Below are 24,069 nucleotides of genomic sequence, written 5' to 3' on the forward strand. Positions count from 1 at the left end.
TCCTTAAAGGGCTTTGCGAAACTGAATGAAGCCCGGGCGTTCAGCGATGCGCTCGTAGAGCTGGATCGCCGTGGCGTTGGTTTCGTGCGTCAGCCAATGGACTTTGCAGCAACCATCAGCCTTGGCGGTCGCATAGACATGTTCGATCAGCAGACGACCGACTCCGGTGCCACGCGACTCGGGGACCACCAGCAAATCCTGCAGATAGCAGGAGTTTTCGATGCTCCAGTTCGAGCGGTGATAAATGTAATGCACCATGCCCAGCGCCCTGCCATCGGCCCAGGCCAGCGCCGCATGCGTTGGTTCGGTCGGGTCTAGAAAGCGCTGCCAGGTACTCTCGCTGACGGCCTCCGGCAGGTCGGTGTTGTAGAAGCGCAGGTAGGCCTGCCACAGCGGCAGCCACGCGGCGTGATCAGCGGCACTGACCGTGCGAATGTCGATCCGGGTCATGGTGATTTTTCCTTAGCGCATCAAGCGGGCGAGGGTTTGATCGTGGGCGTCCGGGCTGGCGGCGAGGCCATCACGCACGCCGGCAATGTCGGCGGCGCTGCGGTTCTGGCTGAGCTTGCGCTTGCCCTCGAGACGGTCGATGGGGATGGCGAAACCGACGATGGCTTTGAGCATCCCGTCAATGTAATCGGCCGGCGCGTCGTCGACTGACCAGGGCTGAGCGCGGCCCGCTTCATGGCGATCGGTCAAAGTGCTGACGATGTCGAGCAGGCGCCCGCCGTCGCTGAAGGTTTCGGCGTGGCCATAGGCATGCACGGCGACATAATTCCAGGTCGGCACGACTTTGCCGTGCTCGGCCTTGCTCGGGTAGAAGCCGGGGCTGACGTAGGCGTCGGGGCCAGCAAAAATCAGCATCGCCTCGGCGCCGTCACGCAGGTCTTTCCACTGCGGATTGGCCTTGGCCAGATGCCCGTACAGCGTGCCGTACTCGCCTTGCTCGCAATGCAGCAGTACCGGCACATGGCTGGCTTGCAGACCGTTTTCGCCGTGGCTGACCAGAATGGCCAGGCGCGTGGCGAGGATCAGTTCGTGCAGTTGGGACAACTCTTCGATGGCAAAGGCGCGTGGCGTGTACATGAGCAGATTTTCCTTGGCGAATGCCTGCATCCTAGGCAGGCTATTGGTCTGTTGTAAGAGCCATTGATGGCCAATTTCATAGGTCCATTGCCATGCCTGCTTCGCCACCGTTGTCGATGCCCTTCAATCCGGCCGGCATAGCCCTCGATCGCCGCCAAGGTTTGAGCCGCCAGCTCTATCAGGCGTTGCGCCTGCGTGTGCTTGATGGGCGTCTGGCCAGTGGCACACGGTTACCGGCCAGTCGTGATCTGGCGGCGGCCCTGGGTATTTCGCGCAACAGTGTCGTACGCGCCTACGATCAGTTATATGCCGAGGGGTTTATCGAAGGGCGTGTCGGCGATGGCACCTATGTCGCCCGATTGACCCCTGCGTTGATTCCGACGAAAAAATTATCCACAAAACCATCCACAGCTTTGTCAACAGGCTTACCCACAACCTTATCCACAGAATCGTTGGATTTACCTGTAATTTCATCCAGTAAAGTTATCCACAGTGGTGGTTTTTTCCGCATCGAAAAACACCATTTGCCTCGCCCGCCGAGCGGTCCGCCGCGGGCTTTTCGGGTTGGCGTTCCGGCGTTTGATCTGTTTCCGTTCGAGGTCTGGGCCAAGCTGAATGCGGCTTTCTGGCGCAAACCGGATCTGCAGCAACTCTGTTACGGCGATCCGGCGGGTGATGCGCGACTGCGCACGATGATCGCGGCCTATTTGCGCAGCTCGCGTGGCATGCAATGTGCCGCTGAGCAAATAGTGATCACCAGTGGTGCGCAGCAGGGCATCAGCCTTTGTGCACAGTTGCTGGTCGAGCGGGGAAGCGGCGTGGCAATCGAGAATCCTGGCTACCGTGCGGCAGGTCATGCCTTTGCCGTGGCGGGTGCGCGCTTGCATGGGATCCGTGTCGACAGCGAAGGCATCGATTGCAACGAAATGGCCCGCCTCAGCGACTGTCGTGTGGCCTACGTGACGCCCTCCCATCAATACCCGACCGGCGTGGTCATGAGCCTGGCCCGACGCCTGGAGCTGCTCGCCTGGGCCGAGCGCACCGATGGCTGGATCGTCGAAGACGACTATGACGGCGAATACCGTTACACCGGTGCGCCACTGGCGCCCTTGGCCGCGCTCGACCGGCAGGGGCGCGTGCTGTATGTCGGCACTTTCGGCAAGGTGGCGTTCCCGGCGCTGCGCCTCGGCTATCTGGTCTTGCCGCCGGGGCTGGTGGATGCGTTTGCGCAACGCCGGGCGGTCGACGTCCGGCATTCGGAAGTCAGTACGCAAGCAGTCATGGCCGAGTTCATGGCTGCCGGGCATTTCCAACGGCATATCCGGCGCATGCGCCGTGCGGCGCTGAGTCGGCGCAATGCGCTGCTTGCCGGTTGGCCGGCGGCGATTGCCGGTGTGGGCAGTCTGCCCGCGGTCTCGGCCGGATTGCACCTGACCGTGGCGGTGGACAGCATCGAGCGCGAGCAGCAGTTGATCGAACTGGCCGCTCGCGCGGACGTGGAAATCAACGGTTTGAGCAGTTATTGGCTAGCCGACTCGGCGACGCCCCTGTTGCAGCGCGCCGGACTGGTGTTGGGGTTCGCTGCCGTGCCCGAAGCGGCCATCAGCGCTGCACTGGCGCGCTTGCGCCAGGCGTGGCAGGGCTGAAGAACAACGCTTGCGCCAGGGTGCTGTCAATTTTGCTGCGGTAAATTTCGATGAGCTCTTCGTTGCTTTTGCCTTGTTGACAGAACGCTCGGCCCAAACGCCGTTGGGCGGCGGTTTTCATGTGCCCAGCGGTGAACGCACTGACCGCGTCGTCGGCGTTGGCATAATGGAAATGGGCGTACCACAGCACCCCGCCGTCTTTATCGCGGACTTCGTATTCGTCCATATAGTCCCGTCGCGAACCCTTGAGCCGGCGTCGGGTAACGGTCTTGGCGATGCGCACGTCGTTGCGACTTTTCAACCACTGCACCCGAGCGGCCGTCGGCGGCTGCTGCTTGATCAGCTGGATGCGCGCCGCAGTACCTTTTTCATAAAGCGCGGTTGCCGCTTCACTGAGCGAATGCCCAAGCCTCTCGGCTGATCCTGTCGAGTCTGCACTTTGGTTCGCCGCGGTCAGTGCCGCATCGATGGCATCGCCAGCGCGGCGTAAACGCGCCGCGTGTTGATGGTAGATTTCTTCGATCTCCACCGGGATCCGCGCGCCTCGCTTGATGTGAGCCTCGTTCTGTCGATAAAACTGCGCTAAGCCGTCCACCAGTGCCGTCGCTGACGCGACGCTTTCTTCGACACTGGGTACGGTCTTGGCAGGCGTCGGAGTCGAGGTGACATGTTCGACCCATTCCCCAGGTGATTTTTCATGAAAGGTGGCGATGACGCCGGTCAGTTGGGTGCGCACCTCGACCAGATCGGTGTCCTCGCCGTTGAGGCTTTTTTTCCGTTCGCCAACCAATGTCCCCTTGAAGCGGGTTTTGATGATCTTTCGGTTCCCTGCCGCTGGTGCTGGCCTGGAGGGACCCGGTAACGGCTCCAGTACGTGCTTGTTGCGCAGCAGGTCGGCGAGTCGTACGTCGCTGCGTGCCTTGAACTCGACCACCCGTTTGCGCACGTGTGCCAACCGCTCGGTGTTGATCTGCTCTGGATATTCTTCGGCGAAGTCGGCGAAGCGTTGATCGACCGCGCTGAATTGTTCGCAAACGTTGCTCAGCGCATCAATCCGTTCACGCAGATCGCTCAGGCTTTCGTCCTCGATGAGGCTCAGCGAACTCTGAATGTTCAGCGCAGCATCTTCGATGAGCTCGGCGAGGACCTTTCTCGCATCGGCATGGGCTGCGGTAGTGCCGGTCTTGAGGCAAATATTTTCCGCAAGGCTGATTTGCAGCAGCTTGAGATCGTGCAACTCGTAGCCCGGCAGTGCCTCGCTGTAGGTAAGACGGACCTCGACGGCTTCCTTCCCCAGTCGTTCCAGTTCTTCGAAGCGTGTCTGGGCGAATTCGATTTTTTCAATGATCTTTTGGGTCTGGTCGGTCGTGACTTCCTGGGCCTGAATGTACGCCTGGTCGTCGGCGCTGGTTCCACTGGCCATCATTGCCATCACCGATTGCAGCTGTTGCTGATACTCCGGGATATTTTGACTCAGCCACTCTTGCCCCAGGAACAGCTGCATCTCCAGCCGCTCGATCATGACCGTACGATAATTGGGAATGGATTCTTCCAGCTGCAATGCCTTGATCTTTTCGATGATCGCCTCGTACGCCTGACTTTGCGAGACGAGGGTAGCCAGGTAGCGTTCGCGTGCCTGCGCACGTGTTGCCGGGAGGGCTGTTTGCAAGGCCTGACGGTCTTCCTGCAGACGTGTTTCCTTGGTTTGCATCGTTTGGTCGAATGCTGTGATGTCGGTTTTCAGTGCCTCGATATGCGTGCTGCGTTTTTCTCTTGCCTTGCGCCGGCGTGCGGACAGCCCGCCACCGCGCAGACGCAAGCGCAGATCGATCACCCACTGCGCACCGCCGGCCCGGCTGAGCAATGGTCCGACACGAGGGGGAGGCTGGCGTGAGTCGATGATCTGCACATCCCCGTGCTCATTGAGCATCACCTCGAACCAACGCTCGCCAACCGGCGCGTACCAGCGCTCTTGATGCGCATGGAGAAAACGATGCGCGCCTGTGCTGGCGGCTGTGCCGAGTGCCTTGGGTTTGTCAATCTTGAAGCGGTCGAGTAATTCGTTGAGCGCCACGGGCGAACGTTTCAATGCCGCGACACCGTTGAGCGATGCTTCATGATTGGCCGACAGCTCCGTGCCGGTGATATCGGGCAAGCGTAGCGGCTCGATGAGTTTTAGCGGTGCTGTCGGGAGTGGCGTCATCTCTTCCGTTATCGTTGCCGGTTTCGACTCGGGTAACGGCCTGTTGCCCACGGCTGCGCGGTGGGCCAGCGCCATGCCCAACGCCAGCAGAATGTCGGCGATGGCGCTCCAGGCGACCTTGCCGGGTTGCTGATTGGCCTCGTCGCTGACTTCCTGAAGGTCATCCAGGATCTGCCAGATCCAGGCGGCCGTGCCGACACTGCGCCCGAGAAACGGCAGGGCTGCGTTGAACATTGCCCAGCCGCCACGTTTGAGCGAGGCCCAGCGCGCTTCGGCATTGGACACTGACTGGCGGTCAGCCTGGGCGATGATGGCCTGGACATTGGCCTTGTGCAGTGTCGTCAGCACATCGCTTTCGATCGCTGGGGTGCCCAGTGCTACCGGCCCCGACATGTCGAGGGCCGTACTTGGGTTGACGAGCAATTGCGGGATTGTCCAGACCGAAGGCAGGCTGGCCGTGAACACGAACTGGCTGTAGTTGAATCGCACGTCATCCGGCAGCCAGGCGAGTACCGATTCGCGCAGTTGCCGTGAATGCTCAATGGCATACAGCAGGTTGGCGTGGCTGGGGTACTGCAGCAGCGTCTGCTCGAACAACGGCTGATAGAGCACGCAGGGACCTTTGTCCGTTTCCCGCGGGCCGATGACATACATGTTGGCGACCTTATCGGCCCGCGACGTGCTGCGATGGGCGACGAATGCCAGTTCACGGATGACGATCTCATGGCCATCGACGTGGCGCGCGCCGTGGGTATTGGCCAATGCTGCGACGACATACCGGTAACCCAGCTCATCGATGCCGGCGCGGGCCCGAATCTTGTGTTGCAACGCCAGCAGCGGCAGTTCGATAGCCAACTGGCTGGTGTACAGCGCTTGCAGCGAAGTGGCCTGCCGGGAGTCATCGACCAAGCGCTTTTTCAAGTATGCCGGGTAGGTTTCACCAATATTGACCGTATTCACCAGCGATTCGACATAGGCCACGGTCATCCAGTCCGGGACGGCGCTGGCGTCTTTGTAGCGGACGGTCTTGTTGCCCAACGGCTGTCCCGCGAGGTTTTGCAGGGCCAGATCCATCAGCGACAGGGTTTGGGTCTGGGTATTGCCTGGCCAGACGAACGTGCCCCAGACCTGCAGGCTGGTAATACTGATTTCGATGTCATCAAGGTTTACCTCACTGGCGGTGGGATGGTCCTTGCGTATTTGTTGTGTCAGGGCATCGCGGGTAAACGTTTGCAGGCTGGCCAGTTCGCTCTGAAAGGTCTTGCCGTTGTGTTCATGCTGGACGGTTGTCAGATCCAGCAGATGGCGGCTGTAACGGGTCTGGTCGGCCGCCGGAGCGTTGCTCAGCCAGTCGGGCAGCAACGGGCGCAGGCGCTCGATGTGCGGCTCCAGACGTGGTGTCGGGCGATCAGGATTGCCGGTTGCGCCGGAATGAGGGAACAGGTTGGAGAGGGTCGAACCCTCGAAAAAATTGATCGCGCCGAGGGCGTCGGCCTCAAGGGCAATCAAGGTGCAGGCCTGATGGTCGAAAAAATGGCCTTGGGGCTCGACCAGGCGCCATTTGAAGCTGGCGCCGGGGGTGCCTTGCCGAAAGCGGCGCGGCAACGCCTTGGCGATGTCCTCCACCGAATCGAAGCGCTGGAAGCCGTTGACCACCGAGTGGGTCACGATCAATGTACGTTTTTCAACCGTCCCGATAAGGACCGCCGTATCGAGCATCATCCTGTGACGGCGGTCAGTACCCTCGTCCTGGTCGATGTCGATCAGGCAGGCGCGCGTCTGGTATCGGTCCGCGACTCGCTGAAGCTTGTCCGGGTGGTTGAAAACAGCCTGGGCCATGGCGCGCTGGCCGGCATCCCAGCCAAGGCTTGCATCGACATTCCACACATTGCGCAAGGCATCTGACATTTGCTGCCAGCGCGGCTGACCCGGGTAGGTGAAATCGTCCCAGTAGTCAACCTGCTGCTCTTGATAGGCAATGAACAGTAACGGCGCCAGTTCGTTGAGCAGGCAACCGATGGCGGCGATTTTCACCGGCAGATGAATGGGCGAGAGCAGCTCGGCCTCCCGGGCCAGGAAATGTTCGCCATCGATGTAGGTCACGCTGGAGCCAGACAGGGCGAGCCGTACCAGAACGCCGGTCAGGGACTCGATTTGATTGTCTCCGGGGATGACCCGCTCGCCGACGACAACCCAGGCAGGTGTCACCACCAGGGTCAGTTGCGGATCGAGATCAAGTTGCGGATACAGCGTCTCGAGTGCCGGGCGCAGGGTCTTCGAGGCGACCTCGCGCAACGACGGTCCAGTGACCAGTTGGGTTACGACATCAACGGCACTGGGTGTGGGCATTTCGGACATGGGCACTACCTGCTCTGATTGGAGCGCCGGAAGGCGCGGAATCGGAGCAGGCTAAAGCGGCCGTGGAAAGGTCGTGCGGTAGATAAATATCGCCGGCCAAAAAAGCCCGTACGCGCGATCACTGTGGCGAGGCAGCCCTCGTCACAGTGATCGCGTCATCTTTAAGTCCACGCAGTTTTAGACGCGCAGGGTGCGTTCTTCGGCGTGGGCGCCAGAGCTCAGCATGGCCGCGCACAGCGCCGAGGTGATCAGTCGCTTTTTTCATTGTTCAAAACCTTCCAGCACGTTCACCGCGTTGATGCCGATTTCTTCCACCGCATAGCCACCCTCCATGACAAACAGCGTCGGCTTGCCAAGAGCGGCGATGCGTTTGCCCATGGCGAGGTAATCCGGGCTGTCGAGTTTGAACTGCGAGATCGGGTCGTTCTTGAACGTATCAACACCGAGTGAGACGACGATGACGTCAGCACCATAGCGGTCGATCTTGTCGCAGGCCCGATCCAGCGCCGCGCTCCACGCATCCCAGCCGGAACCGGCCGGCAGCGGATAGTTGAAGTTGAAACCTTCGCCAGCGCCTTCGCCGTGCTCATCGTCATAACCGAGGAAGAACGGAAACTCGGCTTCCGGATGGCCATGGATCGAAGTGAACAGCACATCGCTGCGCTCGTAGAAAATCGACTGAGTGCCGTTGCCGTGGTGGTAGTCGACGTCAAGGATCGCGACCTTTTTGTGGCCCTGGTCGAGGAAGGCCTGAGCGGCGATGGCGGCGTTGTTGAGGTAGCAATAACCGCCCATCAAATCGCTGGCGGCGTGGTGCCCCGGCGGACGGCACAGGGCGAAGGCACTGTGTGCACCGGCCTGGATGTGCGCTTGCGCGGTCAGCGCCACCTGCGCCGCGCTGTATGCCGCTTGCCAGGTGCCGGCGGTGATCGGCGCGCCGCCATCGAAGCTGTAATAACCGAGCTGGCCATGCAGGCTGGTCGGTTTTATTGCGCGCAGCGTGCGCGCCGGCCAGGTATACGGCAGCAAATCGCCGTCGGTGTTGAACTTGGCCCACCGATCCCAGGCACCTTTGAAAAATTCCAGATAGTCGCGGCTGTGAATGCGCGCGATTGGCTCCAGACCGAAATCCTTCGGCGCCTGGACCGCACCGAGGTTCTGCTGCTGTACGCGTTGCAGCACATGGTCGGCACGCGACGGCATCTCGAAGCACGGTTTGAGCTGGCCATCGATGAGTTCGCAGCGGCCATGGTGCAGGTGGTGATCGTCTGAGTAGATCGTCAGCATTTGTTGTTCTCCGCAAGGCTGATTCAGTTGACCTCAGTGTTGCGGCGCACGGCGAATCGGAGAACGTCGGGAGCGGCCAAAAGGGGATCGATATGGCCAAAACCTGTGACCGCAATTCGCCCCTCGTTGACGCAGGCTGAGGGGTGAAATACGAACCCTTGTAGGAGTGAGCCTGCTCGCGATAGCGGTCTGTCAGCCAACAAAAATGTTGGATGATAAATGGCTATCGCGAGCAGGCTCATTCCTACAAAGGGATATCAATGCGGGCGAAACTGACTCGGCGCCACACCACTCCAGCGCACAAACGCATGCCGAAAACTCGCGGTCTCGCTGAAACCCAGCGTCTCGGCAATCCGATAGATCGGCAGTTGATCCTCACACAACATCTGCTTGGCCCGCTCGAAGCGCAGCTCATCGAGCAGTTCCTGATAACTGCTGCCCATGTCTTTCAGATGTCGGCGCAAGGTACGCGGCGAGCATTTCATCTGCTGCGCCAAACCTTCCAGCCCCGGCGCAGCATTCAACTGAGCGCCGAGCAACTGCCGAATCCGCCCCAGCCAGGCCTGGCGCCCGGTGAATTCCAGATTCTGCTTGCGGCAGCGCTCAGCCATGGCTTGATGGGTAATGGCGTCGGCCAGTGGCAACGGTTGATCCAGCCAGTGACGGTCAAAAGCGAATGCGTTGTCTTTGGCCGAAAAGTGCAAGGGCGAGTCGAAGGGGTCGGCATAGCTGTCCCGGTAGTCCGGCGCGGCATGTTCGAAACGCGTGGCGCGTAGCGGCAGCGGATGGCCGAGCAAGTCGTCACAGATGACTTTCAGCGAGACCAGGCAAAATTCGGCATTGAACACGGCCATGGCCGGGCTTTCGCGATAATCGGCGGCGACGAACCAGACCTGTTCGCCAGCGTCTTCCACGCTCAGTTCGAAAAGTGTTCCCAACAGCGCCGGATAGCGGATCGCCAAACGCAAAGCGTCACCGAAGGTGGCACAGGTCAGCAGTGCATATCCGAGCATGCCGTAACAGGACACGTGCATGCGCCGGCCCAGTTCGAGGCCGATGTCACGCTTGAGCGCGACGGCGTTGGTGCAGACCTGCATTTCCTGATGGGTGGTGATACGCGTGTCGGCACGCTGCAGATCCGCCGCTACGATGCCGCTGCCGGCCAACAGCGCCTCGCTCGACAGGCCTTCTGCCTTGAACGTGTTGAGGATCAGCGAGACGGCGTTGAGGGTGGTGAGGTGAGAGTGCAGCATAAGAGGTTTCCCGAACTTGGATGGGGATACCCCAGCAATTTATGTGCCGCTCAAAATAATTTGTAATGTTGAGAGTATATTGAAAGTGAAACTTTCAGCTGCTGGATAGAGATTATAAATTTAAAAATTCATGGTTTCTAAAGTTAACGCTAAAGCTGTAAGTGATTCGAGTGGTACAAGAGGCATGCCAATTTTAAGGTTTAAGCTGCGCTTGGTCTACTGTCAGAAATTACAGGTTTTTGGCCCGATGTTAACCGTTTGTCCAATATTTTTATTTATAAGTGTTTTTTTTGACAGCTCCATAAGTCGGGTCTAGTTTGCCAGTGGACGTTGCGATTTTTCAGTAAATATGAACTTTGACTTAATGTATCGCCAAGGAGCTTTAAAATGAGCCATTCACAATCTAAAGAATTTTCGCTGGAATTTTTCGAAGGCAGCAAGAAGGCACTTCAAGGCCAAATCACTGTGGAGGTTGACGGTCAACAGCAAAAGTTTCCGGTCATTCACGCCGAAGTCCGTGCAAACGACATTTTTTTGGACTTCGAGATGAGCGGCGGAGATCCGGGCCGCAATAATATTATTGGCATGGTAATCGGCAAAGCTTATTTGAATAAGAGAGTGGAGTTTGTAGGGCACGGCGACCCTGTTTATTTGTTATTTCAGGATTCTGTGCAAGAGTGGGTGGCGATCGAGGGCTGGATTCGAGTGGAGTGGCAAGAGGGCAGTAAAAAAATCGCAGGATTGCTGGATAATGTGCAGGGCGATAGAGACGGTAACTCCAAACTCACCGCCGGAAAATTTGAAGTTACATTGGATTGATTGTTTAAACCTTCCTGCATCCATTTTGCAGGAAGGTTTATTTATGACGACAACTGTATTGGCCAGCGCTGGTCAGACAAGCTCGCCAGACAGGTCGAGCTCAACCAGTTGACGAACTTCCTGTGTGTTAAGCCCTGCACCGATCAGACCGTGTAACTTGCCGAACGCCGCCTCGCGCGTCATGCCGCCACCGGACAACACGCCAACACCCCGCAAGCGGCTGCCAGCCTCGTAGACATCCAGCTCGACCCCACCTTCTTGGCATTGCGTCACTGCCACCACCACCACGCCGTTATCCCGTGCGCGGCCAAGGCTGGCGAGGAATTGCGGGTTGTCGCTCGGCCCGGTACCGCTGCCGTAACATTCCAGCACCAGACCTTGAATGCCGCTGTCGAGCAGGCCGTCGAGGATTTCGGCGCTGATGCCGGGGAACAGCGGCAGCACCGCGACGTTCGCCAGTTGCCTGGGCTGGTTGTAGTTCAGAGAGGCAGGGATCGAAGCGGCTTTCGCTCCGCCGCCCTGACGCTCCAGGCGTTGGAACGGATGGCGGCCGAAGCTGCGCACTTTCGCGCAACGGGTCGGGTCCAGCAACTCACCGTGGAAATACAGGTGCACACCCGGTGCCAGGCCCTGACCGAGAGCAACCAGCGCGCCGCTGAGGTTTTCCCAGGCGTCGCTGTCGGTCACGCCCGCCGGCAACATCGAGCCGGTGAAACACACCCGGGCGTGCAGGCCGAGCAACTGGAAGCTCATCGCGGCCGCGCTGTAGGCCAGCGTGTCGGTGCCGTGCAGGATCAGCACGCTGTCGCAGCCTTGTACGTCAACGGCATCGACCACCGCTTCGCGCAGTTGCTGCCAATAGGCCGGGGTCATGTTGGCGCTGTCGATCAGCGGCGACATCTCGCGGAAACGCCACTGCGGCACGACGAGTTCAGGCTGGCTGTGCAGATAGTCGCGCATCCGTGTTTCGAAACCGGACGCCGGAGCCAGACCGTTGGCGCTGGCCTGCATGCCGATGGTGCCACCGGTATAGAGCACCATGACGTGTTGAGCGGCGGGATAGGAATTGGCAATCATCTGAGATCTCCACAAGAGATGACATTGTAGGAGTGAGCCTGCTCGCGATGGCGGTTCATCATTCAACATTGATGTTGGCTGAAAGACAGCTATCGCGAGCAGGCTCGCTCCTACAAGTTATTGCACCACAATAACCGACGGGCGCAGGGGATGCGCCCGTCATTTACCTGTCAGCGTTGCGCAGCAGGTACGCCTTGCGGCGCAGTTTCAGTGTTGCCCTCAACTGCCGGCGGGTTGACCGGCCAGGCGTTGCGATCCAGATCGAGATCGGCGAATTTGCTGGAATCGAACACTGGCTGTTTGACGCCGGCGCGGCGCTGCTCGTCGTAGTCGCGCATCACCCGCAGGCCTACCTTGAACAGCATGGCCAGGGCCACCAGGTTAACGAAGGCCAGGCAGGTCATGGTGATGTCGGCGAAGGCGAACACGGTCGACAGGTCCTGCATCGAACCCCATACCACCAGCGCCAGCACCAGGCCGCGGAAAAGCATCAGCAGGGCGCGGTTCCGACTGAGGAACTGCAAGCTGTTCTCGCCCAGATAGTAGTTGTAGAGAATGCAGGTGAAGACGAACAGCGACAGCGCGACGCTGACGAACATGCGACCCCAGTCACCGACCACGGCGGCGAGCGAGTTCTGGGTCAGGACAATGCCGTCACCTTCGAAGCCTGGCGTATAGAAGCCCGACAGCAGGATCAGCAGCGCGGTGCAGGTGCAGATCACGAAAGTGTCGAGGAACACACTGAAAGCCTGGACCACGCCCTGCGCGCCCGGGTGTTTCACGGCGGCCACGGCGGCGACGTTCGGTGCACTGCCCAGACCCGCTTCGTTGGCGAACACGCCACGCTTCACGCCCATGACGATGGCGCTGCCGAGCAGACCGGCAAAGGCCGGGTCAAGGCCGAAGGCGCTCTTGAAGATGGTTTCCAGCATGGCAGGCACGTGCTCGATCTGAGTACCGATCACGTACAGGGTCACGCCGATATAGGCCAGCGTCTTGATCGGTACCAGCAGGTCGGACACCGAGGCGATGCGCTTGATACCGCCGATGAAGGTGATGGCCAGCAGCACCGCCAGGACAATGCCGGTGTGCTGTGGGTTGAAGTCAAAGGCGTTCTGCAGCGAGTGAGTCACGGTGTAGGACTGCAGGCCAATGAAGGCGAAGCCGTAAGTGACCAGCAGCAGAACGGAGAACACTATTGCCATGCCCTTGAGCTTGAGCCCGTGCTGGATGTAGTAGGCCGGGCCGCCACGGTACAGGCCGTCGCCATCGGCGCGCTTGTAGACCTGAGCCAGGGTGCATTCGAAGAAGCTGCTGGACATGCCGACCAGCGCGGTCACCCACATCCAGAACACCGCACCCGGACCACCGAGGGTCACGGCGATGCCGACACCGGCGATGTTGCCGGCACCGACGCGGCCGGCGAGGCTGAGCATCAAGGCCTGGAACGAGCTGAGCTGTCCGGCGCTGCCTTTGAGGCTGTCGCGGAACACCGCGAACATGTGGAAGAAATGCCGCAATTGAACGAAACGCGAGCGAATCGTGAAGTAGCTACCGAGCCCGACAATGAGCACGATCAGTACTTTCCCTGAGAGGAAGTCGTTGATGACTTCGAGCATGGATTTTTCCTCGCTGTTTTTTGTGGGTGCAAATGCTGGATCGGAGAAACATCGTGTTACACCGGTCTGCGCGCGGCACGACGGGTGAGGCGAAGGTTTCGTCCCGGATCCATATCGCGGGTTTTGTTATTAGTTCGGGTTTCGCATGGGTTTGGGCCTCGTTACCGACGACCGCTCACGCGAAGAGGGGCGGCACTATACCGATCAGTGGCGCGCCCGTCTGCACGGTTGTGGTGCAAGCGATGAAACGAAGCTTTGAAACACCTTGTGGCGAGGGGATTTATCCCCGTTCGGCTGCGAAGCAGTCGTAAACCGTTGCACGCGGTGTTTCTGATACATCCTTATTCCTGGTATCGGGGCCGCTTCGCGACCCAACGGGGATAAATCCCCTCGCCACAAGGGTTCACCTCCATATTGTTCAGTCCTCTACATTCGGGTCTCAGGATCAAACGGTTAAAAAAAAGGGCTCGGGGACAAAATCCCCAAGCCCTCAAAAGGTGAGAGGTGTCTAGTCCCTCGACCTGGTGAGCGGTGCTACAAGTGCGTCGGTTCAGGCTTTGAGCGGAACCAGGCGCGGGGCAATCATGTTTTCCGGGCGCAGGATGTCGGCGAGCATGGCTTCGTCGAGCAGGCCTTCTTCGCGCACCAGTTCCAGCACGCCGCGGCCGCTTTCAAGGGCGAGGCCGGCGATGCGCGTGGCGTTTTTGTAGCCGATGTAGGGGTTCAGTGCGGTGACCAGACCGATCGAGTGTTCGACCAGTTCACGGCAGCGCGCTTCGTTGGCGGTGATGCCGACGATGCAGTGTTCGCGCAGCATGTCCATGGCGCGCTGCAGCAGGCGGATCGAGTCGAAGATCTTGAAGGCGATCAACGGCTCCATCACGTTCAGTTGCAACTGACCGCCTTCGGCGGCCATGGTCAGCGCCAGATCGTTGCCGATGACCTGGAAGGCCACCTGGTTCACGGCTTCCGGAATCACCGGGTTGACCTTGCCGGGCATGATCGAACTGCCTGGCTGACGCGCCGGCAAGTTGATTTCGTTGATGCCGGTACGTGGGCCGCTGGACAGCAGGCGCAGGTCGTTGCAGATCTTCGACAGCTTGACCGCGGTGCGCTTGAGCATGCCGGAGAACAGCACGAAGGCGCCCATGTCGGAGGTCGCTTCGATCAGGTCGGCCGCCGGAACCAGCGGTTGACCGCTGATCAGCGCCAGACGCTGAACCGCCAGCGCCTGATAACGCGGATCGGCGTTGATGCCGGTGCCGATCGCGGTGCCGCCCAGGTTCACTTCGGTCAGCAGTTCCGGAGCCAGTGTCTTCAGACGCGCGAGGTCTTCGCCCATGGTGGTGGCGAACGCGCGGAACTCCTGGCCGAGGGTCATCGGCACGGCGTCTTGCAGTTGGGTACGGCCCATTTTCAGGACGTGGTCGAACTCTTTCCCCTTGGCCGCGAACGCCTGGATCAGGCTGTCGAGGCTGGCCAGCAGGGTGTCGTGACCCAGCAGCAGACCCAGACGGATCGCGGTCGGGTAGGCGTCGTTGGTCGACTGCGCCATGTTCACGTCGTCGTTCGGGTGCAGGTACTGGTACTCGCCTTTCTGGTGACCCATGGCTTCGAGAGCAATGTTGGCGATCACTTCGTTGGCGTTCATGTTGGTGGACGTACCGGCGCCACCCTGAATCATGTCGACCACGAACTCTTCGTGGTAATCACCGCGGATCAATCGTGCACAGGCTTCGCTGATGGCAGCGTGCTTGGCTTCGCTCAGATGGCCCAACTCACGGTTGGCGTCAGCGGCGGCCTGTTTGACCATCGCCAGGCCGACAACCAGTTTCGGGTAGTGCGAAATCGGAACGCCGGAGAGACGGAAGTTATTCACCGCTCGCAGGGTCTGGATGCCGTAATACGCTTGAGCGGGTACTTCGAGGGCGCCAAGCAGGTCGGTTTCTGTGCGGAAAGATGCAGCGGAGGACATGATAGAAATCATCTCGATAAGGACCCGGTCTGTGCCGGAACGCTGCGAATGCTAGGCTTGTAGGAATTTTTGGGCCAATGCTGTTCAGCACTGCCCTATGCACATTCGGCATAATGCCGATGTGACGCCGCCTGTGCGGCAGACGTGTGACCTGTTTTGGTGCGTGTCCGGGAGGACGTGATGAATCTGGAAAGCAAATGGCTCGAGGACTTCAGTGCTCTGGCCGCCACCCGCAGCTTCTCGCAGGCCGCCGAACGGCGCTTCGTGACTCAGCCGGCGTTCAGTCGGCGGATCCGCAGCCTCGAAGCGGCGCTGGGCCTGACGCTGGTCAACCGGTCGCGCACGCCGGTCGAACTGACGGCGGCGGGGCAGTTGTTTCTGGTTACCGCGCGCACCGTGGTCGAACAACTTGGTGAAGTGCTGCGCCACCTGCATCATCTGGAAGGCGGGCAGGGCGAAGTGATGCAAGTCGCTGCGGCTCACTCGCTCGCGCTGGGTTTCTTTCCCCGCTGGATCGCCCAGTTGCGCAACGAAGGGTTGAACATCGCCACACGTCTGGTGGCGACCAACGTCGGCGATGCGGTGCATGCGTTGCGCGAGGGCGGTTGCGATCTGATGCTGGCGTTCTACGACCCCGATGCGGCGATGCAGATGGACCCGGAGATCTTCCCGTCGCTGCATTTGGGCCAGACCGAAATGCTCCCGGTGTGCGCGGCGGATGCCGAGGGCAAACCGCTGTTCGATCTGGAAGGTGACGCCAGCGTGCCGTTGCTCGCCTACAGCGCCGGGGCGTTTCTCGGCCGTTCGGTCAATGGTTTGCTGCGTCAGCGTCAGTTGCGCTTCACCACGGTCTACGAAACGGCTATGGCCGACAGCCTGAAAAGCATGGCGCTGGAAGGCCTGGGTATTGCCTGGGTGCCGCAGTTGAGCGTACGTGCCGAACTGGCGCGCGGCGAACTGGTGGTGTGTGGTGGCCCGCAATGGCATGTGCCGCTGGAGATTCGTCTTTACCGCTGCGCATTGGTGCGCAAGGCGAACGTGCGCTTGCTGTGGCGCAAGCTCGAAGGTGGTGCTGCACAATCCTCCTGACCCACCACAAATCCACTGTAGGAGTGAGCCTGCTCGCGATGGCGGTGTGTCTGTCACATTGATGCTTGACGTGCCGACGCTATCGCGAGCAGGCTCACTCCTACAAGGATTGTGCGCTGACCTAAAGGTCAATAAAACCGGGCCTTTCGCTCATTTGACAGATGGTCGTTCCGGGGGCTGTTTATTGCTTTCTTTGCGGTATACTGCGCGGCCTTCGGCCGGCACGTCCGGCCATTTTTCGTACAATCAAGCCACGCAACCTGCGTGGCTTGTTGTTTTATGACGCGCCTGCGGGCGCTCCAGAGAGAAGAGGCGCGACGATGAGTGCACTGGTTGGCGTGATCATGGGCTCCAAGTCCGATTGGTCCACCCTTAGCCACACCGCCGATATGCTGGAAAAGCTCGGCATCCCGTACGAGGTCAAGGTGGTTTCCGCCCACCGCACCCCGGATCTGCTGTTCCAGTACGCCGAAGAGGCTGAAAACCGCGGCATCGAGGTGATTATCGCCGGTGCTGGCGGCGCGGCCCACCTGCCTGGCATGTGTGCGGCCAAGACCCACCTGCCGGTGCTGGGTGTGCCGGTGCAGTCGGCCATGCTCTCGGGCGTCGATTCGCTGCTGTCGATCGTGCAGATGCCTGCGGGCATTCCGGTTGCCACCCTGGCCATCGGCAAGGCTGGCGCGATCAACGCCGCGCTGCTCTCGGCGAGTATTCTGGGCGCCAAGCACCCGCAGTTCCACGCGGTACTGAAAACCTTCCGTGCCGAGCAGACAGACAGCGTCCTGGACAATCCAGACCCACGTATTGCCTGAGGTTGTTGAGATGAAGATCGGTGTAATCGGTGGCGGCCAGTTGGGCCGCATGTTGGCCCTGGCGGGCACTCCGCTGGGCATGAACTTCGCTTTCCTCGACCCTGCGCCGGACGCCTGCGCGGCCGCGCTGGGCGAACACCTGCGGGCCGATTACGGCGATCAGGATCATCTGCGCCAACTGGCCGATGAAGTCGATCTGGTGACCTTCGAATTCGAAAGCGTCCCGGCCGAAACCGTGGCGTTTCTCTCGCAATTCGTGCCGGTGTACCCAAGCGCCGAAGCCCTGCGCATCGCCCGTGATCGCTGGTTCGAAAAGAGCATGTTCAAGGATCTGGACATTCCGACCCCGGCCTTCGCCGACATCCAGTCGCAAGCCGATCTGGACGCTGCTGTCGCTTCGATCGGTCTACCGGCCGTGCTTAAGACCCGCACTCTGGGTTACGACGGCAAGGGTCAGAAAGTCCTGCGCAAGCCGGAAGACGTCGCCGGTACTTTCGCTGAACTGGGCAGCGTCGCCTGCCTGCTCGAAGGCTTCGTGCCGTTCACCGGCGAAGTGTCACTGATCGCTGTGCGCGCTCGCGATGGCGAAACGAAGTTCTATCCGCTGGTGCACAACACTCACGACAGCGGCATTCTCAAACTGTCCGTCGCCAGCACTGATCACCCGTTGCAGGCTTTGGCGGAAGACTATTCCAGCCGCGTACTCAAGCACCTCGACTACGTGGGCGTGATGGCCTTCGAGTTCTTTGAAGTCGACGGCGGCCTGAAAGCCAACGAAATCGCCCCGCGCGTACACAACTCCGGACACTGGACCACTGAAGGCGCCGAGTGCAGTCAGTTCGAAAACCACCTGCGCGCCGTGGCCGGCCTGCCGCTGGGCTCGACCGCCAAGGTCGGCGAGAGCGCGATGCTCAACTTCATCGGTGTTGTGCCGCCGGTTGAAAAAGTCATCGCCATCCAGGACTGCCATTTGCACCACTACGGCAAAGCCTTCAAGGCCGGGCGCAAGGTCGGTCACGCCAACCTGCGCTGCGCCGACATGGCCACGCTGCAAGCGCAGATCGTCAAGGTCGAAGCGTTGATTGCCGAGTAAAACAGTTTCATGTGGCAGCGGCGGAACCATTCAGGGCCCGCCGTTCTCTGATGGCAGGATGCCAAAGTCTGGCTAGGCTATAGCCAATCAATCAGAGGGAAATGTCATGGGAATTATCGGAACCATTTTTATCGGCTTGATCGTCGGCCTGCTGGCGCGGTTCCTGAAACCGGGCGATGACAGCATGGGCTGGATCATGACTATCCTGCTCGGTATCGGCGGTTCGCTGGCGGCCACCTATGGCGGCCAGGCTCTGGGTATTTATCAGGCTGGCGAGGGTGCCGGTTTCCTCGGCGCGCTGGTTGGCGCGGTCGTGCTGCTGGTGATCTACGGCCTGATCAAAAAGAACTGATCCAAAGCGACAAAGTCCTCTCTGCCATCGCGGCAGGGAGGGCTAGAATGCTCGGCGATTCACTGTTCTCTCTTTCATACCGAGCACCTCATGCGCCATCTTCTGTTGACTCTCCTCTTGCTGGGCAGCGGCTTGGCCCACGCCGGCGAACTGCCGGAAACCGACTGGCTCGACCTGATGCCCAAGTCGGACCAAAAGGCCCTCGAGGCCATGCCGGAAATCGACCACAACTCTCCCGAAGCCAGCGGCACCTTCACCGAGAAAGGCGGGATGAAGCAGGCCAAAGGTTTGCCGGCGGTGATGTATTCAAGCAAAACCGTAGCGTCGATGAACGACAAGCACATCCGCATCGGCGGTTACCCGGTGCCGCTGGAATCCGATGCCAAGGGCCGCAGCACACTGTTCTTCCTGGTGCCGTACCCGGGCGCGTGCATTCACGTGCCGCCACCGCCGCCAAATCAGTTGGTGCTGGTGCGCTATCCCAAGGGCCTGAAGCTGGATGACATCTACACACCGCTGTGGGTAACGGGCACGTTGAAGATCGAAAAGGTCAGCAATGACCTGGCCGATGCGGCGTATGCGCTGGAGGCGGAGAAGGTGCGGGTGGTGCAGGAGGCTGACCTCTAAAGCGCGCCGCACATAAATTTAGGAGCGAGCCTTTGTGGTGAGGGGATTTATCTGTGGTGAAGGGATTTATCTGTGGCGAGGGGATTTATCCCCGCTGGACTGCGCAGCAGGCCCCAGCTTTTGATTTAAATAAAGCGGGGGCCGCTGCGCGACCCAGCGGGGATAAATCCCCTCGCCACAGGGCTCTTTGCCCTTTTGTATGGCGCTAGAGCTTAGAGCGGCGTAGCAGCTACGCTGACACCCATGGTATGGCTCGCCCCCGGCGCCAGGGTGACGATGTCATCCATCACATTCGCCGTCTCGATGCACAGCATGCGCTGCCAGCCGTCGTTGTCCATGTCGGGCAGTGCGGCGGCGCGGTCGATCCACGGATTCCAGATCACGGCGGTGCGCGAGCCCGTTGAGGTCAACACGATGCGGCGTTCCCAGGTTGGATCAATGATGCTCAACTGCGGCGGTACGTCGAGGTAGATGCGATCGGTCTCGCCGGTGAACTGCAGATCGCCTTGCTGGCTGGCAATGTTCCAGTCGTCCAGGGTCTCGATGTAATCCAGCCCGGCCACGCCGTCGACATGCACGTTACGCACGTCACTGACGGCGAAATACGTGTGCAGCGCCTGGCTGAGGGTCACGCTGTCGGCGCCGCGGTTATGGCTGGTCAGGCTGTAATGCAATTTATCCGAGAGATGCAGGGTCAGGGTCAGGTCGACTTCATGCGGCCAGCCCGGCAGGCCACCTTCCGGGCAGGGCAGCTTGAACTCGACCTTGATGCCGTCAGCCTCGGATTCGATGCCGCCCAGCTCCCAGTCCATCGCTCGCACCAGACCGTGCGCGGGGGCCGGTTGCTCGCCGACGTACATGTTCTGCACGCTCTGCGGGTTGCGTTCGAATTTGCCGAACCACGGCCAGCACACGGGCACGCCGGCACGAATGCTCTTGCCGGTTTTCAGGTCGGCCTTGTCGTTCAGCCAGATGATCGGCGGCTGTCCGTCGATCTGATAACTGAGGATGTGCGCGCCTTGCTGGGCCACCAGCACTTCAGCCTTGCCGTGGCGGATGCGCCAGCAGTTCAGTTCATCCAGTTTCACGGCTTCAACGTTTGGCGTGTTCATGGGCAACTCTCGATCAGACACTGGGGACGACTATCGACCGCGAAACGGCCGCGAGGTTTAACGCGCGCGTGGCGGAACCGAGCGCGTGCGACCACTGCCGTCGATGGCGACGAAAACAAAGACCGCTTCGGTGACCTTGCGCCATTCGCTGGAGAGTGGGTCGTCGCTCCACACCTCGACCATCATCTGGATCGAGCTGCGGCCGATTTCCAGGGTCTGGGTATAAAAGGACAACTGTGCGCCAACGGCGACCGGTACCAGGAACGCCATGCGGTCGATGGCAACCGTGGCGACGCGGCCACCGGCGACACGGCTGGCCATCGCGGTGCCGGCCAGGTCCATCTGCGCCACCAGCCAGCCGCCGAAAATATCGCCAAAGCCGTTGGTTTCGCGCGGCAGCGCGGTGATTTGCAGGGCCAGGTCGCCCTGTGGGATCGGATCTTCTTGTTCGAGCTCTATCATGCCGGGGGGCCTCTGACCCGTGACTCTTCGTGGGTAATGCGGGTGGTAGCCGTCTTCGCGAAAAACGATTCAACACCGAACATACTACGTTCGTCACGTTTTCCATCAGGCGCCTAAAGGGAAACTCTGCGAAAAAGGCTAAATCCCGAGCAAAGGACGGGCCAACAACGTTTTCGCACAGCAACCTCCTACAAAGCCTGCGCAGGGGGCGAGTATATCGGTCGACAGACGCCACGACGACCACCGGTTCTGATTTCGACCGTCAATTACGCGCCTCTATGTGCTTTTTCGAACAATTTGCTATGGTGCCGAACCTGTCCGAGCCACTGCCAGCGTTGTTGTGGCGACAGATTCGACTATAAGAGAAGCCCTTGCCATGACCTCAGCGCCTTCGAGCCTCGCGCAGCCCGAGCAACCCGCACGACCGTTGACCCGCAATGACTACAAGACCCTGTCGCTGTCCGCCCTGGGCGGCGCGCTGGAGTTCTACGATTTCATCATCTTCGTTTTCTTCGCCACCGTGGTCGGCAAGCTGTTCTTCCCGGCCGACATGCCCGAATGGCTGCGCCTGATGCAGACCTTCGGCATTTTCGCCGCCGGCTATCTGGCGCGTCCTCTGGGCGGCATCGTCATGGCGCATTTCGGCGACCTGCTGGGGCGCAAGAAAATGTTCACCCTGAGCATTTTCATGATGGCCGTGCCGACCCTGATCATGGGTCTGCTGCCGACCTATGCGCAGATCGGCATCTGGGCGCCGATCCTGTTGCTGTTGATGCGGGTCATCCAGGGTGCGGCGATCGGCGGTGAAGTGCCGGGGGCCTGGGTCTTCGTTTCCGAACACGTTCCGCAAAAGCACATCGGATATGCCTGTGGCACCCTCACCAGCGGCCTGACGGCCGGTATCTTGCTCGGCTCGCTGGTCGCCACGGCGATCAACAGCCTTTATACGCCAGCAGAAGTGTCGGATTACGCCTGGCGGATCCCGTTCCTGCTCGGCGGCGTGTTCGGCCTGTTCTCGGTGTACCTTCGCCGCTGGCTGCACGAAACCCCGGTGTTCGCCGAACTGCAACTGCGCAAGGCGCTGGCCGAAGAAGTGCCGTTGCGCGCGGTGCTGCGTGACCATCGCGGTGCGATCGCCATTTCGATGTTGCTGACCTGGCTGCTCTCGGCTGGCGTGGTCGTGGTCATTCTGATGACCCCGACGGTGCTGCAGACGGTTTATCACTTCTCGCCAACCACCGCGTTGCAGTCCAACAGCCTGGCCATCGTGTTCCTCAGCCTCGGTTGCATCGGCGCCGGCGCACTGGCCGATCGCTTCGGCGCCGGTCGTGTATTCGTGTTCGGTTGCCTGGGCTTGCTGATCAGTTCCTGGACCTTCTATCACAGCCTTGCCGATCACCCGAACTGGCTGTTTCCGCTGTACGCGCTGACCGGTCTGCTGGTCGGCACCATCGGCGCGGTGCCGTACGTAATGGTCAAGGCGTTCCCGCCAGTGGTGCGTTTCAGCGGCTTGTCGTTCTCGTACAACGTGGCTTACGCGATCTTTGGCGGGTTGACGCCGATGGTGGTGAGCCTGCTGCTCAAGGAAAGCGCGATGGGCCCGGCTTACTATGTCGCGGTGTTGTGCGGGGTGGGGATGCTGGTCGGCGCGTGGCTATGGAAAAAAGGTCGCTGATTGGCGCCTGATCGTTCCCACGCTCCGCGTGGGAATGCATCTCGTGACGCTCTGCGTCACCTCTCGAAGCGGACGCAGAGCGTCCCTGGCGGCATTCCCACGCAGAGCGTGGGAACGATCTGTCGCGACATGCTGGCCTTTCATCCAATTGTCATATTTCAGCCATAGAGTGTTCACACGGCCTGCTGATACTTGGCCCCGACTTAACACACCCTATCTGCTAGGAGTAAGGCATGAAACTGAAGCGTTTGATGGCGGCAATGACTTTTGTCGCTGCTGGCGTTGCGACTGCCAACGCGGTTGCCGCTGTTGACCCTGCTATCCCGAGCTACACCAAGACCACTGGTGTGTCGGGCAACCTGTCCAGCGTCGGTTCCGATACCCTGGCCAACCTCATGACCCTGTGGGCCGAGAACTACAAAAAAGAATACCCGAACGTCAACATCCAGATTCAGGCCGCCGGTTCTTCGACTGCGCCACCGGCGCTGACGGAAGGCACCGCTAACCTGGGCCCGATGAGCCGCAAGATGAAGGACAACGAGCTGCAGGCCTTCGAAACCAAATACGGCTACAAGCCAACCGCGATCCCGGTGGCTGTGGATGCCCTGGCCGTGTTCGTGCACAAGGACAACCCGATCAAGGGCCTGACCATGGAGCAAGTCGACGCGATCTTCTCGTCCACTCGCCTGTGCGGTGCCAAAACCGACGTGAAAACCTGGGGCGACCTGGGCGTGACCGGCGACCTGGCAAACAAGCCGGTTCAGCTGTTCGGTCGTAACTCGGTATCGGGTACCTACGGCTACTTCAAAGAAGAAGCCCTGTGCAAAGGCGACTTCAAGCCAAACGTCAACGAACAACCCGGTTCGGCCTCGGTCGTGCAGTCGATCAGCTCCTCGCTCAACGGCGTGGGTTACTCGGGCATCGGTTACAAGACCGCTAGCGTGAAAACCGTAGCGCTGGCCAAGAAAGGCAGCACTGACTTCATCGAAGACACCGAAGAAAACGCCCTGAACGGCAAGTACCCGCTGTCGCGCTTCCTCTACGTTTACGTGAACAAGGCACCGAACAAGCCTCTGGCCCCGCTGGAAGCCGAGTTCGTCAAACTGATCCTGTCCAAACAGGGTCAGGAAGTCGTGGTCAAGGACGGCTACATCCCGCTGCCAGCCAAGGTTGCTGCAAAAGCACTGGCTGACCTCGGTCTGCAGGAAGGCGGCGCTGTCGCCAAGAAGTAACACCCTGAGTCCGGCCTGAAACCGGACTCCTGTGGGAGCGAGCCTGCTCGCGAAGGGGACGCCACATGCACCATTCATGTGACTGACCCGATGCTTTCGCGAGCAGGCTCGCTCCCACAACCACCAAATTTTCGACTCCGCTGCCGGACCTCCCCGGTGGCGGATTTGCTGCGTCACTGCATTGTCATCTTTCTGTCATACAGGATCGCTAGGGTGTGCGCATGAATGATCTGGCCAATTCCCCAATGACTACGACTTCCCCTCCCAAGCGCATTGATTTCAATACGCCTGA

General features: G+C 60.2%; 19 protein-coding genes. 9 read left to right on the forward strand and 10 right to left on the reverse strand.

Going from position 1 to position 24,069, the window contains the following annotated elements; genetic code table 11:
• Positions 1-3: 3 nt before the first annotated feature.
• The gene (locus tag HU739_RS18090) at positions 4-450 is read right to left on the reverse strand and encodes a GNAT family N-acetyltransferase (protein ID WP_186546147.1); all 447 of its coding nucleotides are present in this window, start codon (positions 448-450) and stop codon (positions 4-6) included.
• Positions 451-462: 12 nt separating this feature from the next.
• Positions 463-1,086, reverse strand: coding sequence for an FMN-binding negative transcriptional regulator (locus tag HU739_RS18095; protein ID WP_186546146.1), 624 nt, complete (start codon positions 1,084-1,086; stop codon positions 463-465).
• 92 nt (positions 1,087-1,178) lie between these two features.
• On the opposite strand from HU739_RS18095, the gene pdxR reads away from it, so the two are divergent.
• Positions 1,179-2,732 (forward strand): MocR-like pyridoxine biosynthesis transcription factor PdxR, encoded by a 1,554-nt coding sequence (gene pdxR / locus HU739_RS18100; protein WP_186546145.1) that lies wholly within the window; start codon positions 1,179-1,181, stop codon positions 2,730-2,732.
• Here the strand turns inward: pdxR and HU739_RS18105 are convergent.
• The 3 genes from HU739_RS18105 to HU739_RS18115 all read right to left on the reverse strand — a co-directional run bounded on the left by HU739_RS18105 (position 2,689) and on the right by HU739_RS18115 (position 9,833).
• On the reverse strand, positions 2,689-7,293 hold the full coding sequence (locus tag HU739_RS18105; RefSeq protein WP_186546144.1) for a dermonecrotic toxin domain-containing protein: 4,605 nt from the start codon (positions 7,291-7,293) through the stop codon (positions 2,689-2,691). The genes pdxR and HU739_RS18105 overlap by 44 nt on opposite strands.
• 261 nt (positions 7,294-7,554) lie before the next feature.
• On the reverse strand, positions 7,555-8,580 hold the full coding sequence (locus HU739_RS18110) for a histone deacetylase family protein (RefSeq protein ID WP_186546143.1): 1,026 nt from the start codon (positions 8,578-8,580) through the stop codon (positions 7,555-7,557).
• Positions 8,581-8,837: 257 nt separating this feature from the next.
• Positions 8,838-9,833 (reverse strand): AraC family transcriptional regulator, encoded by a 996-nt coding sequence (locus tag HU739_RS18115; RefSeq protein ID WP_186546142.1) that lies wholly within the window; start codon positions 9,831-9,833, stop codon positions 8,838-8,840.
• A gap of 387 nt (positions 9,834-10,220) precedes the next feature.
• Here HU739_RS18115 and HU739_RS18120 point away from each other — a divergent pair, with 387 nt between their 5' ends.
• Complete coding sequence (locus HU739_RS18120) at positions 10,221-10,652, forward strand: hypothetical protein (protein ID WP_186546141.1); 432 nt, start codon at positions 10,221-10,223, stop codon at positions 10,650-10,652.
• Positions 10,653-10,724: 72 nt separating this feature from the next.
• Here the strand turns inward: HU739_RS18120 and HU739_RS18125 are convergent, their stop codons facing one another.
• From HU739_RS18125 to aspA, 3 genes are all read right to left on the reverse strand, one after another.
• A complete protein-coding gene (locus HU739_RS18125; protein WP_186546140.1) occupies positions 10,725-11,729 on the reverse strand; it encodes an asparaginase in 1,005 nt (334 codons plus the stop codon).
• A 170-nt stretch (positions 11,730-11,899) separates the two neighbouring features.
• Entirely contained in the window at positions 11,900-13,348 is a 1,449-nt protein-coding gene (locus HU739_RS18130) for an alanine/glycine:cation symporter family protein (protein ID WP_186546139.1), read from the reverse strand.
• Positions 13,349-13,898: 550 nt separating this feature from the next.
• Positions 13,899-15,323, reverse strand: coding sequence for an aspartate ammonia-lyase (aspA, locus tag HU739_RS18135; protein ID WP_186546138.1), 1,425 nt, complete (start codon positions 15,321-15,323; stop codon positions 13,899-13,901).
• A 180-nt stretch (positions 15,324-15,503) separates the two neighbouring features.
• Between aspA and HU739_RS18140 the strand changes: the two genes are divergently transcribed.
• From HU739_RS18140 to HU739_RS18160, 5 genes are all read left to right on the forward strand, one after another.
• Entirely contained in the window at positions 15,504-16,412 is a 909-nt protein-coding gene (locus HU739_RS18140) for a LysR substrate-binding domain-containing protein (RefSeq protein ID WP_186546137.1), read from the forward strand.
• A gap of 320 nt (positions 16,413-16,732) precedes the next feature.
• On the forward strand, positions 16,733-17,224 hold the full coding sequence (gene purE, locus HU739_RS18145; RefSeq protein WP_186546136.1) for a 5-(carboxyamino)imidazole ribonucleotide mutase: 492 nt from the start codon (positions 16,733-16,735) through the stop codon (positions 17,222-17,224).
• A 10-nt stretch (positions 17,225-17,234) separates the two neighbouring features.
• Positions 17,235-18,317, forward strand: a complete 1,083-nt coding sequence (locus HU739_RS18150) for a 5-(carboxyamino)imidazole ribonucleotide synthase (RefSeq protein WP_186546135.1) — start codon at positions 17,235-17,237, stop codon at positions 18,315-18,317.
• Positions 18,318-18,423: 106 nt separating this feature from the next.
• On the forward strand, positions 18,424-18,669 hold the full coding sequence (locus tag HU739_RS18155) for a GlsB/YeaQ/YmgE family stress response membrane protein (protein WP_016772475.1): 246 nt from the start codon (positions 18,424-18,426) through the stop codon (positions 18,667-18,669).
• A 90-nt stretch (positions 18,670-18,759) separates the two neighbouring features.
• The gene (locus tag HU739_RS18160) at positions 18,760-19,296 is read left to right on the forward strand and encodes a DUF3299 domain-containing protein (RefSeq protein WP_186546134.1); all 537 of its coding nucleotides are present in this window, start codon (positions 18,760-18,762) and stop codon (positions 19,294-19,296) included.
• Between the two features lie 212 nt (positions 19,297-19,508).
• Here the strand turns inward: HU739_RS18160 and HU739_RS18165 are convergent, their stop codons facing one another.
• Both HU739_RS18165 and HU739_RS18170 read right to left on the reverse strand, forming a co-directional pair.
• Positions 19,509-20,408 carry a D-hexose-6-phosphate mutarotase gene (locus HU739_RS18165; protein ID WP_186546133.1) on the reverse strand — a complete coding sequence of 300 codons (900 nt, stop codon included), beginning with the start codon at positions 20,406-20,408 and terminating at the stop codon, positions 19,509-19,511.
• 57 nt (positions 20,409-20,465) lie between these two features.
• The gene (locus tag HU739_RS18170; RefSeq protein WP_003229628.1) at positions 20,466-20,870 is read right to left on the reverse strand and encodes an acyl-CoA thioesterase; all 405 of its coding nucleotides are present in this window, start codon (positions 20,868-20,870) and stop codon (positions 20,466-20,468) included.
• A gap of 376 nt (positions 20,871-21,246) precedes the next feature.
• Between HU739_RS18170 and HU739_RS18175 the strand changes: the two genes are divergently transcribed.
• Positions 21,247-22,545, forward strand: coding sequence for an MFS transporter (locus tag HU739_RS18175; RefSeq protein WP_186546132.1), 1,299 nt, complete (start codon positions 21,247-21,249; stop codon positions 22,543-22,545).
• 233 nt (positions 22,546-22,778) lie between these two features.
• Positions 22,779-23,777 (forward strand): phosphate ABC transporter substrate-binding protein PstS, encoded by a 999-nt coding sequence (locus HU739_RS18180; RefSeq protein WP_042561820.1) that lies wholly within the window; start codon positions 22,779-22,781, stop codon positions 23,775-23,777.
• The last annotated feature ends 292 nt before the right edge of the window (positions 23,778-24,069 follow it).

The sequence above is a fragment of the Pseudomonas hamedanensis genome, from assembly GCF_014268595.2.
Classification (GTDB): Bacteria; Pseudomonadota; Gammaproteobacteria; order Pseudomonadales; family Pseudomonadaceae; genus Aquipseudomonas; species Aquipseudomonas hamedanensis.

What these genes read in the sequence shown, in the direction of transcription:
- HU739_RS18090 (WP_186546147.1), bottom strand. Translation starts at nt 450, where the DNA reads ATGACCCGGATCGACATTCGCACGGTCAGTGCCGCTGATCACGCCGCG.
- HU739_RS18095 (WP_186546146.1), bottom strand. Translation starts at nt 1,086, where the DNA reads ATGTACACGCCACGCGCCTTTGCCATCGAAGAGTTGTCCCAACTGCAC.
- pdxR (WP_186546145.1), top strand. Translation starts at nt 1,179, where the DNA reads ATGCCTGCTTCGCCACCGTTGTCGATGCCCTTCAATCCGGCCGGCATA.
- HU739_RS18105 (WP_186546144.1), bottom strand. Translation starts at nt 7,293, where the DNA reads ATGTCCGAAATGCCCACACCCAGTGCCGTTGATGTCGTAACCCAACTG.
- HU739_RS18110 (WP_186546143.1), bottom strand. Translation starts at nt 8,580, where the DNA reads ATGCTGACGATCTACTCAGACGATCACCACCTGCACCATGGCCGCTGC.
- HU739_RS18115 (WP_186546142.1), bottom strand. Translation starts at nt 9,833, where the DNA reads ATGCTGCACTCTCACCTCACCACCCTCAACGCCGTCTCGCTGATCCTC.
- HU739_RS18120 (WP_186546141.1), top strand. Translation starts at nt 10,221, where the DNA reads ATGAGCCATTCACAATCTAAAGAATTTTCGCTGGAATTTTTCGAAGGC.
- HU739_RS18125 (WP_186546140.1), bottom strand. Translation starts at nt 11,729, where the DNA reads ATGATTGCCAATTCCTATCCCGCCGCTCAACACGTCATGGTGCTCTAT.
- HU739_RS18130 (WP_186546139.1), bottom strand. Translation starts at nt 13,348, where the DNA reads ATGCTCGAAGTCATCAACGACTTCCTCTCAGGGAAAGTACTGATCGTG.
- aspA (WP_186546138.1), bottom strand. Translation starts at nt 15,323, where the DNA reads ATGTCCTCCGCTGCATCTTTCCGCACAGAAACCGACCTGCTTGGCGCC.
- HU739_RS18140 (WP_186546137.1), top strand. Translation starts at nt 15,504, where the DNA reads ATGAATCTGGAAAGCAAATGGCTCGAGGACTTCAGTGCTCTGGCCGCC.
- purE (WP_186546136.1), top strand. Translation starts at nt 16,733, where the DNA reads ATGAGTGCACTGGTTGGCGTGATCATGGGCTCCAAGTCCGATTGGTCC.
- HU739_RS18150 (WP_186546135.1), top strand. Translation starts at nt 17,235, where the DNA reads ATGAAGATCGGTGTAATCGGTGGCGGCCAGTTGGGCCGCATGTTGGCC.
- HU739_RS18155 (WP_016772475.1), top strand. Translation starts at nt 18,424, where the DNA reads ATGGGAATTATCGGAACCATTTTTATCGGCTTGATCGTCGGCCTGCTG.
- HU739_RS18160 (WP_186546134.1), top strand. Translation starts at nt 18,760, where the DNA reads ATGCGCCATCTTCTGTTGACTCTCCTCTTGCTGGGCAGCGGCTTGGCC.
- HU739_RS18165 (WP_186546133.1), bottom strand. Translation starts at nt 20,408, where the DNA reads ATGAACACGCCAAACGTTGAAGCCGTGAAACTGGATGAACTGAACTGC.
- HU739_RS18170 (WP_003229628.1), bottom strand. Translation starts at nt 20,870, where the DNA reads ATGATAGAGCTCGAACAAGAAGATCCGATCCCACAGGGCGACCTGGCC.
- HU739_RS18175 (WP_186546132.1), top strand. Translation starts at nt 21,247, where the DNA reads ATGACCTCAGCGCCTTCGAGCCTCGCGCAGCCCGAGCAACCCGCACGA.
- HU739_RS18180 (WP_042561820.1), top strand. Translation starts at nt 22,779, where the DNA reads ATGAAACTGAAGCGTTTGATGGCGGCAATGACTTTTGTCGCTGCTGGC.